The following is an 11,787-nucleotide window of genomic DNA, read 5'->3' as shown; positions in this document are numbered from 1 at the left end:
CAAGCTGGCTCCTACAAGGGAAATGCAGATGTGTTTGGATAAATACGATCAACCATAGGAGCCGGCTTGCTGCGGGCGGCGTTCCGACGATGGCGGCCTGACAACCGACCTGATTCTCGCGGATGTACCACGCCCTTTGTAGGAGCCGGCTTGCCGGCGATGACGGCCTGACAGCCGCCCAATCTTCCCCGGATGTACCCGCCGCTAAAACTCAACACAAAAAAAAGCCACCTTGTCGGTGGCTCTTCATCTTTCCGTGATCAGTCGTAAATCACTTTCTTCTTCCAGTCCGCATCCGCCTCGACGTCTTTGAGGCCTTCGGTCAATTGGTTCACTTCGCCTTCAGCCGGCGCAGTTTTGTCCATGACTTGTGCATTCGCGCGGGCCAGGAGCTTTTCCAGGTATTCGAGTTGTTCGGCGTAGACCTGAGGTTCCTGTTGTTTACGCAGGTATTGCACACCACGTTCGAACGCCAGGCGAGCCTGGCCAGGCTGGTTTTGTTGCAGGGCGTGCTGGCCGAGGTTGTTGAAGAATTCGATGTGCAACAGAACCAGGATGTGGCGAACTTCGCGGATCCAGCGTTTGGCTTCGTTGGTTGGCAGGAAACCGTCCTGTGCCGCACGGGTGATCTGACCGTGCAGGGCCTCGAGCAGGAAGCGTACATCTTTGGCTTTGGCTTCGGTCTGGATCGGTGCCGGCGGGTTGTTGACCGGGATCGATTCGCCCTGCGCGACCAGGGTGTTCAGTTCGCTGATCCGCACCTTGAGGTTGGCGCTGGATTTTTCCAGATTCAACAGGCGTTGGCAGACGTTCAGTTCCAGGCGAGTCAACAACAGCTTGAGAGCCGGAGTCATCAACTGGCCAGGAAACGTTTCGGTAATTTCGCCACAGCGACGCAGGCGGTCGTTGAGTTCAACCTTGGTGCGGGCCCTTTCCAGTTTGTTGTTTTCCACCACATGGTTCATGTACCCAATGGCGATCAATAGTGCGATCCCGGCTACGACTAGCAGGGTGATCATGAGTGGTGTCACCGGTAAGACCTCTTTATGGGATTCGCGTGCGAGTGTAGTGGCTTGGCAGGGGAGCGCATAGGGCCGCTCGACGGGTTGAAACGAACAGGCTTATGCCTGTATCGACCGCAAACCTGCTTATATAAGTAATAGTGTGCGTGGTGCACATTGCCATCATCTGTTGCGTGGGTGGACTATAACGTCTTGGCGGGTGTCAGAATATAGGCGTCAAACACAGGGCGAGCAAAAAGCCGTATTCGCCGCTCAAAGCAGGGCGAAGTCATTGATTTAAATAAATTTATATCTGGGGGTTGACGACCCCTCAATCCATCCATAGAATGCGCGCCACTTACAGCGTAAAGCACACAGCGAAACGCGGTAGGGAGTGAATGTTGTACGTGTGTCCCCTTCGTCTAGTGGCCTAGGACACCGCCCTTTCACGGCGGTAACAGGGGTTCGAGTCCCCTAGGGGACGCCAATATGCGGGAATAGCTCAGTTGGTAGAGCACGACCTTGCCAAGGTCGGGGTCGCGAGTTCGAGTCTCGTTTCCCGCTCCAATTTTAAACAGCGTTGCTTTCGGGCAGGGCTGAGTGAAACCAGAACCAAGTCTTCGGATGCGGGTCTGGGCACCGAAACACACACCATGTGTTCCGGGCAGCGTGTCCCCTTCGTCTAGTGGCCTAGGACACCGCCCTTTCACGGCGGTAACAGGGGTTCGAGTCCCCTAGGGGACGCCATTTGCGGGAATAGCTCAGTTGGTAGAGCACGACCTTGCCAAGGTCGGGGTCGCGAGTTCGAGTCTCGTTTCCCGCTCCAAATTCACAAAAACGCCGCTCATTGAGCGGCGTTTTTGTTTGTGCAAAATTCGTATCCAAGCTTGAAAAAAAGGCCCGCCAGTCAGACTGAGCGGGCCTTTTGCATGGGCGGGTTTTTACATCGACAGAATCAGGCGCCCGGCGAACAGGATCAGAATCACCCCCATGGTGCGTTCGAACCAATGCCCCATGCGCATGAACAGCACGCGCACCCGGCTGCTGGAGAAGAACAGGGCAACGATGACAAACCACAGTGCGTTCACGAAACACATCCAGAGGCCGTAAAGCGCCTGAATGTTCAGCGGGGTCGTGGCGCTGATGAGGGTGGTGAAGATCGCCAGGAAAAACAGCGTGGCCTTGGGATTGGTCGCGTTGGTCAGAAACCCGGTGGTGAATGCCTTCAGCAGCGTTTGTTCGACGACCGGCTCATCGGCTTCTTTGTCACCTTCCAGCGCGGATTTGGGCTTGCTGCGCAACAGGCTCACACCGAGGTACAAAATGTAGGCACCGCCGATGACCTTGGCCACGGTCAGCAGCCAGGGCGTGGTGTGCATCAGCGCGCCGACGCCAAGCAGGGTGTAAAGCACATGCACGGAAATGCCCGCGCCAATGCCCAGCGCCGTACAGATGCCTACCCACCGACCGAAACGCACGCTCTGGCGGATGGTGACCGCAAAGTCCGGTCCGGGGGCGACCACGGCCAGAAAGTGAATTGTCGCCAGCGCCAGGAACTCGCCCAGGTAATTCGAAAACTGCATCTCAACTCCAGAAAGTAAGGGGGGAAGCATTGCCGCGATAGCCGACAAAGAAAGAAAGGCTCAGGCGCGGATCGGCCACGCCCGGTGTCACCGAGTGCATGCAGCGCGAATTGAACATGATGAAATCACCAGGTTGCGGAAGGACCTCCAGGATCGGAGTGCCGAGCAACGCCGGATCGATGCCGTAACTGTCGCCACGCATTTCATCGAACTGGTCGGGAGAAATGTCGTGGTCCCACATCTGCAGCGCGCCGCCTTCGGTGGGCATGTTCAGGTAAACATTGCAGGCGAATTGCGCATCGAGGCTTCTGGCCTGGTAACTGTCGGGAGCGTCCTTGGCGAAGATGTCGTGGTGGGCCAGAAAGCACACGCCGGGTTTCACCACTCGGGACAAACCGACATACATCTTGCGGCCGTAGAGGTTTTCCAGGTGCGCGCCCGCCGGCCAGGACTCATCGAGCATGCAGCGCAGGGTGTCGACAGGGGACGAGTAGGGCGCGCAACGGTTGCGCAGTTCCGCGATGTTGCGCGTGGCGCGTTCGAAATAGTCTTCGATCAACAGTGGCTGGTTTTCAGCCTCATAAAACGCCATGCCGATACGACCGATGCTCGGTGCGTTGATATAGCCTTCGAAACCGGGCTCGAGAATCTTGTCGCCGATCTGAATCGCCAGCGGCGGGGCCAGGAAACTTTTGACCCGGATGGCGAGGACTTCTTCGTTGGCCAGTTTTTTTATGCACGTCTCATCGAGACGCTCGACGTCAAGCATCATGGTTCAGGTCCATCTATCGGATAGTCAACGGAACCCGCGAATGCAGGCCCCCCGGCGCCAGGCGATGCCGGAGTCGGCATCGCCCAAATGCTCAGTCCACGCTGTAGTAGACTGACAGCGTTCCTTTCTTCTGCGAAACGGAAGCGATCGTGACCGTGCCCAATTCCTTCAGGCTACGTACATGGGTGCCGCCGCAGCCATAGGCGGGCAGTTCACCGAAACCGATTTCCCGGGCACCCTCGCGCAACGATGTCAGGCGCGGCAGGTCGTGGGCGATCCATTGTTCTATGCCGGACTCGATGGTCCGGGCGTCAACCTCTTGCGCGCAATCCACCGGTTTGAACTGCACGCGTCCCTCGCCCGGCCAGTGATGCGCCTTGATCGGCATCCAGCCCATGGCCTGGACGAAATGGCCGATCAGATGGCCGGCGGAATGCATCCGTGCGTTGAACTGGCGACGTTGTTCATCGATGCGAATCTGGGTCATGCCGAGAGGGACGGGGCGGTCAACGAAATGGATGATCCGGTCCGGGTCCTGGACCACGCGCAGTACCTGGCTTTCGCCGATCCAGCCGGTGTCAAAGGGTTGTCCACCGCCCTGAGGGTGGAACAGTGTGGCGCGTAGCACCACGGCGAATTCGTTCTCGTGCGGCGTGCAATCGAGGACTTCCACGTTAGCCTTGAGGTCATCACTATGGAAAAAGAGGCGAAGCGTCATATTCCATGTCCTCATTAAAGATTCTGTTTTTTATTATATGAAGCGTGGAATTGCGTGATAATCCGTTCAAACATCAAAGGACTGTTGCGCTGTGAGCATAAATCTTCCTCTGCCGTTGCTCGGTGAAATGGCGATATTCGTCAAGGTTGTCGAGACCGGCAGTTTCTCCGAAGCGGCGCGTCAGCTGGGCTCTTCACCGTCGGCAGTCAGTCGCAGCATTTCGCGTCTGGAGAAGGCACTCGCCACGCGCCTGTTGCAACGCACTACTCGCAAACTGCGGCTCAGCGACGGAGGCGAGGAAGTATTCAAGCGTTGCCAGGAGATGGTCAGCGCAGCCAAGTCGGTGATGGAAATCAGCGGTCAGTTCACCCATGAAGCGGAAGGGCTGGTACGAGTCAGCGTGCCAAAAGCCGTAGGACGATTCGTGATTCACCCGCATATGCCGGAATTTCTGCGGCGTTATCCCAAAGTGGATGTGGAGCTGTTACTCGAAGACCGTCAGGTGGATTTGATCGACGACAACGTCGATCTGGCAATTCGTATCACTGATCGGCCGCCTGCCGGGCTGGTTGGGCGGCAGTTGCTGACCATCGACCATTTGCTCTGTGCTACCCCGCAGTACCTGGCCGAGCACGGCACGCCGACCCATCCCCATGACTTGCTCAACCACAGTTGCATCTACCTGGGTGAGACCCCGAGTGATGCGCGCTGGAAATTCAAGAAAGGCACCAAGGCCGTCACCGTCGGTGTGCGTGGGCGATATGCCGCCAATCACACCGGTGTGCGGCTGGGTGCGGTGTTGCAACACATCGGGATTGGCAGCCTGCCGTACTTCACCGCGCGTTATGCGCTGGAGCAGGGCTTGATTGTGCAAGTGTTGCCGGACTGGACGTTTCTGGCGTCGTACCACGGCGGGGCGTGGTTACTGCATTCACCGACCCGTTATATGCCACCCAAGTTGCGGGTGTTGATCGACTATCTGGTGGAATGTCTTGGGAAGGAGCCGACGTTGAGTAAGCCGGGGAAGCCAGGGAGAGGCGCGGCGGAATATGAGTTGCCCGAGAGTGATGGATTGTTCTGACGGGCCATACTGCATTTTGATTTCGTAGGAGCGAGCTTGCTCGCGAAAAATTCAAGGGCGCCGGGTTCAATCAGGTATCCCGCGTCTTCGTTAACGTCCATCGCGAGCAAGCTCGCTCCTACACATGCCACAAAAAAGGCCCGCATGTTCAACCATACGGGCCTTTTGCATTTCTTACCGGGGATCAGTGCTTGCTGTCGTCGTTCGACATTGCCAGCAACTGCTTTTCCTGATTCCAGTCGAACGGTTCGTCGTTCTGTTCAGCTTCGAAGCGACGTTCTTCCAGCGCCTGATACAAGTCGATTTCATCATCGGGCATGTAGTGCAGGCAGTCACCGGCGAAATACCACAACAGGTCACGCGGGACCAGGTGAGCGATTTGCGGGTAACGGGTGATCACCTGGCACAGGATGTCCTGGCCCAGGTATTGGCTTTCGATCGGGTCGACCGGCAGCAATGCACGCAGTTCGTCGAAGCGCTCCAGGAACAAGGCATGGCTTTCTTCGGGAACCTGATCGGCCTCACCCACGGCGACCAGGATGCTGCGCAGGTGGTCGAGCAAAACGAGATGATCGGCAACGATGTTGGACACGAGATAAGTCCTCAAGAGCAAAACGGGCGCGGGAGTATAAAGCTCCTGCGCCCTTTTTTACATCGCAAGCAGGATCAGCGGACCTTTCCTTTAGCCAGCTTCAGCTCTTCTTTGTCGAAGTCATCGACATCGATCACCTTGCGTCGCGCCACTTCGGCATTGCGCAGGTTGTGCGCTTCCACCGGCTGCAGCACGCCAGCCTCCAGCGCGGCGTCGATAACGTTTTCCCCGGCAACCGGTTTGACCTGACCGCTTTTGAGCGCCATGTGGAGTTTTTTCTGCACCGGCTGCACCGCGTTCAACAGGTCGCACGCGTGTTGCAGGGCACCGACGGCGTCATCGGCCGACTGCGGACGGAAGCATCCGCCGAGCAGTTCTTCCAGGGTTGGATCGCCCTTGGCCCGGCCAATCACCGCGGCCACTTCTGCACCGAGTTTGTCCGACGGTCCTTTGTGACGGCGACCGAGCGGGAACACAATCACCCGCAACAGGCAGCCCAAAACCTTGTTCGGGAAGTTGGTCAGCAATTCATCCAGCGCGCGTTCCGACTGGCCAAGGCTTTCTTCCATGGCCCAGGTAAACAGCGGCGCCATGTGTTCCGGTGAGTCGAGGTCGTGGTAACGCTTGAGCGCGGCGGAGGCCAGGTACAGGTTGCTGAGCACATCCCCCAGGCGTGCCGACAGACGTTCGCGACGTTTCAGTTCACCGCCCAGCAACATCATGCTCAAGTCCGCGAGCAGGGCGAACGCAGCCGCCTGACGGTTGAGCGCACGGAAGTACCCCTGGCTGAGCTTGTCTCCCGGTGCATGTTCGAATTGACCGAAACCAAGGTTCAGCACCAGTGTGCTGGCAGCATTGCTCACGGCAAAACCGATGTGCTTGAGCAGCAGGCCATCGAACTCGGTGAGGGCCTGATCCTTGTCTTCACGCCCGGCGAGGGCCATTTCTTTCAGGACGAATGGATGGCAGCGAATCGCCCCCTGGCCGAAGATCATCAAGTTGCGCGAGAGGATGTTCGCGCCTTCGACGGTGATGAAGATTGGCGCGCCATTCCAGTTGCGCCCAAGGTAATTGTTCGGCCCCATGATGATTGCCTTGCCGCCATGCACGTCCATGGCGTGGCTGATGCACTCGCGACCACGTTCGGTAAGGTGGTACTTGAGAATCGCCGACAGCACCGACGGTTTCTCGCCCAGGTCCACCGCGTTGGCGGTGAGCATCCGCGCCGCGTCCATCATCCAGGCGTTGCCGCCGATGCGCGCCATGGCTTCCTGAATACCTTCAAACGCCGACAACGGTACGTTGAACTGTTCACGAATCTGCGCGTATTGACCGGTCACCAGGCTGGTGAACTTCGCCGCGCCAGTGCCGACCGCAGGCAACGAAATCGAGCGCCCGACCGACAGGCAGTTCATCAGCATCATCCAGCCTTTGCCCAGCATGTCCTGGCCGCCGATGAGGAAGTCCAGCGGAATGAACACGTCCTTGCCGGAGTTCGGGCCGTTCATGAAAGCAGCGCCCAATGGCAGATGACGACGGCCGATCTCGACACCGGTGGTGTCGGTCGGGACCAGCGCGAGGCTGATGCCCAGATCCACTTCATCGCCCAGCAAGTGATCCGGGTCATACGCCTTGAAGGCCAGGCCGAGGAGGGTGGCGACCGGGCCGAGGGTGATGTAGCGCTTTTCCCAGTTCAGGCGCAGGCCGAGGGTTTCCTTGCCTTCCCATTCACCTTTGCAGATGACCCCGGTGTCGGGCATCGAGCCGGCATCGGAGCCGGCCAATGGTCCGGTCAAGGCGAAGCACGGGATGTCATCGCCACGCGCCAGTCGTGGCAGGTAATGGTTGCGTTGTTCGTCGGTGCCGTAATGCAGCAACAATTCAGCCGGGCCGAGGGAGTTGGGGACCATCACAGTGGAGGCGAGGTCGCCGCTGCGGGTCGCCAGTTTCATGGCCACCTGGGAATGGGCGTAGGCAGAAAAACCCTTGCCGCCGTATTCCTTGGGAATGATCAGGGCGAAGAAACCGTTTTCCTTGATGTGGGTCCAGGCTGCGGCCGGCAGGTCCATGTCCTGGCCGATCTGCCAGTCAGTGACCATCGCGCACAGCTCATCGGTCGGGCCATCGATGAAGGCTTGTTCCTCTTCGGTCAGTTGAGCTTTGGGATAGGACAGCAGTTTGTCCCAGTCCGGACGGCCGCTGAACAGTTCACCGTCCCACCACACCGTGCCGGCGTCGATGGCATCGCGTTCGGTTTCCGACATCGGCGGCAGGGTTTTCTGGAACCAGTTGAACAGCGGCGCGCTGAAGTATTTGCGGCGCAGGTCGGGTAGCAACAAGGGGGCCGCCACCGCTGCGATCAATACCCAGAGCACCAGCAGCAGCCAGCCAGGCGCACGACTGAAGGCCCCCATCGCGACCACATAAACGGCAACGATGCACAGGGCGGGTAGCGGGGCGATACGGCGGTGGGCTAAATACGCAATCCCGACAACCAGAACCAGTATCCACAACAGCAGCATATTTAATCCTCCGTGAAACCAGGGCAAAACCAACCTTCAGAGCTTAGACGGCATCCGCAAAACAGGGTGGTCAGAGCGAGGTGATTGAAATCGTGGGAAACCTTCGATGAGTTTTGTAGGACCGATTTGCATCGGGCTGGGCAAGTCGTTCGCCGAGCGGGCGGCAAAGCGTCCATGTTTGGCCGAAACGTCGTTATCTCTGTGCTGAACCTGTCGCTAGACTCGTGGCTTCCCCAGGAGATTGTTCTCATGCACGAGTATCTGCGTCCCGGCCGCTTCATCGATAGTGACCACCCGTCGGTGGTGGAGTTCGCCGAAAAACATCGCGGCAGTAACCGCGACCCGCTCGAGCAGGCGATCAATCTCTATTACGCAGTGCGCGAGGCCGTGCGTTACAACCCTTACACGTTCAGCCGCGATCCAGAGACCTTGCGCGGTAGTTATGCGCTGGCGACCGGTGAGAGTTATTGCGTGCCCAAGGCCACGCTGCTCGCCGGTGCGGCGCGGCATTGCGGGATTCCCGCGCGGATCGGCCTGGCCGATGTGCGCAATCACTTGTCGACCCCGCGTTTGCTGGAATTGCTCAAGAGTGACGTGTTCGCCATGCATGGTTATACAGAGCTGTACCTGAACGATCGCTGGGTCAAAGCCACGCCGGCGTTCAACCAGAAACTCTGTGAAATGTTCAACGTTGCGCCGCTGGAATTCGACGGGATCAACGACAGCGTTTTCCACCCGTTCAATCGTGACGGCGAGAAATTAATGGAGTACCTGATCGATCACGGTCAGTTCACCGATGTGCCGGAGGCGTTCTTTTTCGAACACCTGGAAAAGTGCTATCCGCACTTGTTCAGCGAACAGTTGCCGTCGCTGTTGGGGGACATGCAGAGCGATTTGAGTCGCGGCTGATCCGGCGTATGCTGCCTGCGCATTCATCAATCAAGAGGCGGTCATGCTGAAGATCTGGGGTCGGAAAAATTCGTCGAATGTCAGAAAACCTTTGTGGGCCGCCGAAGAACTGGGCCTGGCCTATGAAGCCATCGATGCGGGCGGCGCCTTTGGCGTAGTCGATACGCCCGAGTATCGTGCGATGAATCCCAACGGTCGCGTACCGGTGATTGAAGACGACGGCTTCGTGCTGTGGGAATCCAACGCCATCGTGCGTTACCTGATGGCCCGCCACGCCAACGACACCGCCTGGTATCCCTCGGACCTGAAAGCCCGCGCCACTGCCGACAAATGGATGGACTGGACCACTTCAAGTTTTGCCGGGCCGTTCCGCACCGTGTTCTGGGGTGTCTTGCGCACACCGGCGGACCAGCAGGACTGGCCCGCCATCAACGCCGCAATCAAAGAGTGCAATGGCTTGCTGGCAATGGCCGATCAGGCACTGGCGGCCAAACCGTACTTGTCCGGCGATGAAATCGGCATGGGCGACATTCCACTCGGCAGCTTCATTTATGCCTGGTTCGAGATGCCGATCGAGCGTGCGCCGCAGCCACATCTGGAAGCCTGGTATGCACGGCTGAAGCAGCGTGCGGCGTTCAAGAAAGCCGTTATGACCGCGTTGACTTAATACTCACTATCGACACACTTGACTGTACTTGTGTGGCGGCGACAAGCACCATTGCGCTCATGCGCTGCGGTTGCAATGCTCGCCGCCCGCCCTTATTGATCCCTTTCTTCCCTTCTTGGTGCGTAAATCCGATATGAGTTCCGCTCTGTCCATCCGGCAGCTAACCAAAACCTACGGCAACGGTTTCCAGGCCCTGAGTGGTATCGATCTGGACGTCGCCGAAGGTGACTTTTTCGCCTTGCTCGGCCCTAACGGCGCCGGCAAATCCACGACCATCGGCATTCTCTCGACCCTGGTGAACAAAACCAGCGGCACAGTGAATATCTTCGGCAACGACCTGGACAAGAATCCTGCACAGCTCAAGCGCTCCATCGGCGTGGTGCCCCAGGAATTCAACTTCAACCAGTTCGAAAAAACCTTCGACATCGTCGTGACCCAGGCCGGTTATTACGGCATCCCGCCGAAAATCGCCAAGGAACGCGCCGAGCAATACCTGACCCAACTCGGTTTGTGGGACAAACGCGATGTGCCGTCGCGTTCACTGTCCGGCGGCATGAAGCGTCGCTTGATGATCGCTCGCGCGCTGGTTCACGAACCGCGCCTGCTGATCCTCGACGAACCGACGGCGGGGGTCGATATCGAGCTGCGTCGTTCGATGTGGACGTTCCTCACCGAGCTGAACCAGAAAGGCATCACCATCATCCTCACCACGCACTATCTGGAAGAGGCTGAGCAGTTGTGCCGCAACATCGGCATCATCGACCACGGCACGATCGTCGAGAACACCAGCATGAAACAGCTGCTTGGCCAGCTGCATGTGGAAACCTTCCTGCTCGACACGAAAAACATGCTGAGCGTTGCGCCGCAGTTGCTGGGTTACCCGACCCGTTTGCTCGACGGCCATACCCTTGAAGTCCAGGTCGACAAGTCCATGGGCATCACCGCGCTGTTCACTCAACTGGCGCAGCAGAACATCGAAGTGCTGAGCCTGCGTAACAAAACCAATCGCCTCGAGGAGTTGTTCGTGTCCCTGGTGGAGAAAAATCTGTCGAAGGTGGCGGTATGAGTTCCGAGCTGCAGCCCAATCTTGTCGCGCTCAATACCATCGTTTATCGCGAGGTCAAACGCTTCACCCGGATCTGGCCGCAGACGCTGCTGCCGCCGGCGATCACCATGGTTTTGTACTTCGTGATCTTCGGCAATCTGATCGGCCGGCAGATCGGTGACATGGGTGGTTTCACCTATATGGAATACATCGTGCCGGGGCTGATCATGATGTCGGTGATCACCAACTCCTACGGCAACGTGGTGTCGAGTTTCTTCGGCAGCAAGTTCCAGCGTTCCATCGAGGAATTGATGGTGTCGCCGGTGTCGCCGCACACGATTCTGATCGGCTACACCCTGGGCGGCGTGCTGCGCGGGTTGATGGTCGGGCTCATTGTGACGTTGCTGTCGCTGTTCTTTACCAAGTTGCAGGTGCATCACCTGGGCGTGACCATTCTGGTGGTGGTGCTGACGGCGACGATCTTCTCGTTGCTGGGGTTCATCAACGCGGTGTTTGCGCGCAACTTTGATGACATCTCGATCATTCCGACGTTTGTGCTGACGCCGCTGACTTATCTGGGCGGGGTGTTTTACTCGATCTCGTTGTTGCCGCCGTTTTGGCAGACGGTGTCGTTGGCGAACCCTGTTTTGCATATGGTCAATGCGTTTCGGTACGGGATTTTGGGTGTCTCGGACATCAGGATCAGTGTGGCGATTACGTTCATGCTGGTGGCGACGGTGGTGTTGTATATCGGGTGTGCGCGGTTGTTGGTTAGTGGGCGGGGGATGCGTACTTAAGCGTACATATCCGTTGCTTCGGTAGTGGCTGATATTGGTTTCGCCCTTACGGCGAGTCACTTTGGAAAAGCCCCAAAGTAACCAAAGGGCTCTTGCCCCT

At 58.0% G+C, this 11,787-nt stretch carries 11 protein-coding genes and 4 tRNA genes; 9 read left to right on the top strand and 6 right to left on the bottom strand.

Features of this window, described 5'->3' with window-relative positions; translation table 11 throughout:
• Positions 1 to 260: 260 nt before the first annotated feature.
• Positions 261 to 1,019, bottom strand: coding sequence for a hypothetical protein (locus PMI32_RS06260; protein ID WP_032829074.1), 759 nt, complete (start codon positions 1,017 to 1,019; stop codon positions 261 to 263).
• Positions 1,020 to 1,412: 393 nt separating this feature from the next.
• Here PMI32_RS06260 and PMI32_RS06265 point away from each other — a divergent pair.
• The 4 genes from PMI32_RS06265 to PMI32_RS06280 all read left to right on the top strand — a co-directional run bounded on the left by PMI32_RS06265 (position 1,413) and on the right by PMI32_RS06280 (position 1,827).
• Positions 1,413 to 1,488, top strand: a tRNA-Glu gene (locus PMI32_RS06265).
• 4 nt (positions 1,489 to 1,492) lie between these two features.
• Positions 1,493 to 1,568: transfer RNA gene (locus PMI32_RS06270), tRNA-Gly, on the top strand.
• A gap of 104 nt (positions 1,569 to 1,672) precedes the next feature.
• Positions 1,673 to 1,748: transfer RNA gene (locus PMI32_RS06275), tRNA-Glu, on the top strand.
• A gap of 3 nt (positions 1,749 to 1,751) precedes the next feature.
• Positions 1,752 to 1,827: transfer RNA gene (locus PMI32_RS06280), tRNA-Gly, on the top strand.
• Between the two features lie 115 nt (positions 1,828 to 1,942).
• Here the strand turns inward: PMI32_RS06280 and PMI32_RS06285 are convergent.
• The 3 genes from PMI32_RS06285 to PMI32_RS06295 all read right to left on the bottom strand — a co-directional run bounded on the left by PMI32_RS06285 (position 1,943) and on the right by PMI32_RS06295 (position 4,074).
• Complete coding sequence (locus PMI32_RS06285; protein ID WP_008032957.1) at positions 1,943 to 2,584, bottom strand: LysE family translocator; 642 nt, start codon at positions 2,582 to 2,584, stop codon at positions 1,943 to 1,945.
• 1 nt (position 2,585) lies between these two features.
• On the bottom strand, positions 2,586 to 3,356 hold the full coding sequence (locus PMI32_RS06290) for a 2OG-Fe(II) oxygenase (protein ID WP_008032955.1): 771 nt from the start codon (positions 3,354 to 3,356) through the stop codon (positions 2,586 to 2,588).
• A 91-nt stretch (positions 3,357 to 3,447) separates the two neighbouring features.
• The gene (locus tag PMI32_RS06295) at positions 3,448 to 4,074 is read right to left on the bottom strand and encodes an alanyl-tRNA editing protein (RefSeq protein ID WP_008032953.1); all 627 of its coding nucleotides are present in this window, start codon (positions 4,072 to 4,074) and stop codon (positions 3,448 to 3,450) included.
• Positions 4,075 to 4,165: 91 nt separating this feature from the next.
• Here PMI32_RS06295 and PMI32_RS06300 point away from each other — a divergent pair, with 91 nt between their 5' ends.
• Positions 4,166 to 5,155: a LysR family transcriptional regulator gene (locus PMI32_RS06300; protein WP_008032951.1), complete on the top strand. Its 990-nt coding sequence runs from the start codon at positions 4,166 to 4,168 to the stop codon at positions 5,153 to 5,155.
• A gap of 184 nt (positions 5,156 to 5,339) precedes the next feature.
• Here the strand turns inward: PMI32_RS06300 and PMI32_RS06305 are convergent, their stop codons facing one another.
• Together PMI32_RS06305 and PMI32_RS06310 are read right to left on the bottom strand one after the other, a co-directional pair.
• On the bottom strand, positions 5,340 to 5,747 hold the full coding sequence (locus tag PMI32_RS06305; RefSeq protein WP_008032949.1) for a PA2817 family protein: 408 nt from the start codon (positions 5,745 to 5,747) through the stop codon (positions 5,340 to 5,342).
• Between the two features lie 74 nt (positions 5,748 to 5,821).
• Positions 5,822 to 8,269, bottom strand: a complete 2,448-nt coding sequence (locus PMI32_RS06310; protein WP_008032947.1) for an acyl-CoA dehydrogenase — start codon at positions 8,267 to 8,269, stop codon at positions 5,822 to 5,824.
• A 249-nt stretch (positions 8,270 to 8,518) separates the two neighbouring features.
• Between PMI32_RS06310 and PMI32_RS06315 the strand changes: the two genes are divergently transcribed.
• The 4 genes from PMI32_RS06315 (at position 8,519) to PMI32_RS06330 (ending at position 11,687) form a co-directional block, all read left to right on the top strand.
• On the top strand, positions 8,519 to 9,178 hold the full coding sequence (locus tag PMI32_RS06315; protein WP_008032946.1) for a transglutaminase-like domain-containing protein: 660 nt from the start codon (positions 8,519 to 8,521) through the stop codon (positions 9,176 to 9,178).
• Between the two features lie 43 nt (positions 9,179 to 9,221).
• Positions 9,222 to 9,845 (top strand): glutathione S-transferase family protein, encoded by a 624-nt coding sequence (locus PMI32_RS06320; protein ID WP_008032945.1) that lies wholly within the window; start codon positions 9,222 to 9,224, stop codon positions 9,843 to 9,845.
• A gap of 133 nt (positions 9,846 to 9,978) precedes the next feature.
• A complete protein-coding gene (locus tag PMI32_RS06325; RefSeq protein WP_008032944.1) occupies positions 9,979 to 10,911 on the top strand; it encodes an ABC transporter ATP-binding protein in 933 nt (310 codons plus the stop codon).
• Positions 10,908 to 11,687, top strand: a complete 780-nt coding sequence (locus PMI32_RS06330; protein WP_008032943.1) for an ABC transporter permease — start codon at positions 10,908 to 10,910, stop codon at positions 11,685 to 11,687. Before PMI32_RS06325 ends, PMI32_RS06330 begins: the two co-directional genes overlap by 4 nt.
• The last annotated feature ends 100 nt before the right edge of the window (positions 11,688 to 11,787 follow it).

It is taken from the genome of Pseudomonas sp. GM60 (genome assembly GCF_000282415.1).
GTDB classification, from domain to species: domain Bacteria; phylum Pseudomonadota; class Gammaproteobacteria; order Pseudomonadales; family Pseudomonadaceae; genus Aquipseudomonas; species Aquipseudomonas migulae.
The sequence above is the reverse complement of the archived record's forward strand: the minus strand, read 5'-3'. Positions and strand labels throughout refer to the sequence as shown.

What these genes read in the sequence shown, in the direction of transcription:
- PMI32_RS06260 (WP_032829074.1), bottom strand. Translation starts at nt 1,019, where the DNA reads ATGATCACCCTGCTAGTCGTAGCCGGGATCGCACTATTGATCGCCATT.
- PMI32_RS06285 (WP_008032957.1), bottom strand. Translation starts at nt 2,584, where the DNA reads ATGCAGTTTTCGAATTACCTGGGCGAGTTCCTGGCGCTGGCGACAATT.
- PMI32_RS06290 (WP_008032955.1), bottom strand. Translation starts at nt 3,356, where the DNA reads ATGATGCTTGACGTCGAGCGTCTCGATGAGACGTGCATAAAAAAACTG.
- PMI32_RS06295 (WP_008032953.1), bottom strand. Translation starts at nt 4,074, where the DNA reads ATGACGCTTCGCCTCTTTTTCCATAGTGATGACCTCAAGGCTAACGTG.
- PMI32_RS06310 (WP_008032947.1), bottom strand. Translation starts at nt 8,269, where the DNA reads ATGCTGCTGTTGTGGATACTGGTTCTGGTTGTCGGGATTGCGTATTTA.
- PMI32_RS06315 (WP_008032946.1), top strand. Translation starts at nt 8,519, where the DNA reads ATGCACGAGTATCTGCGTCCCGGCCGCTTCATCGATAGTGACCACCCG.
- PMI32_RS06320 (WP_008032945.1), top strand. Translation starts at nt 9,222, where the DNA reads ATGCTGAAGATCTGGGGTCGGAAAAATTCGTCGAATGTCAGAAAACCT.
- PMI32_RS06325 (WP_008032944.1), top strand. Translation starts at nt 9,979, where the DNA reads ATGAGTTCCGCTCTGTCCATCCGGCAGCTAACCAAAACCTACGGCAAC.
- PMI32_RS06330 (WP_008032943.1), top strand. Translation starts at nt 10,908, where the DNA reads ATGAGTTCCGAGCTGCAGCCCAATCTTGTCGCGCTCAATACCATCGTT.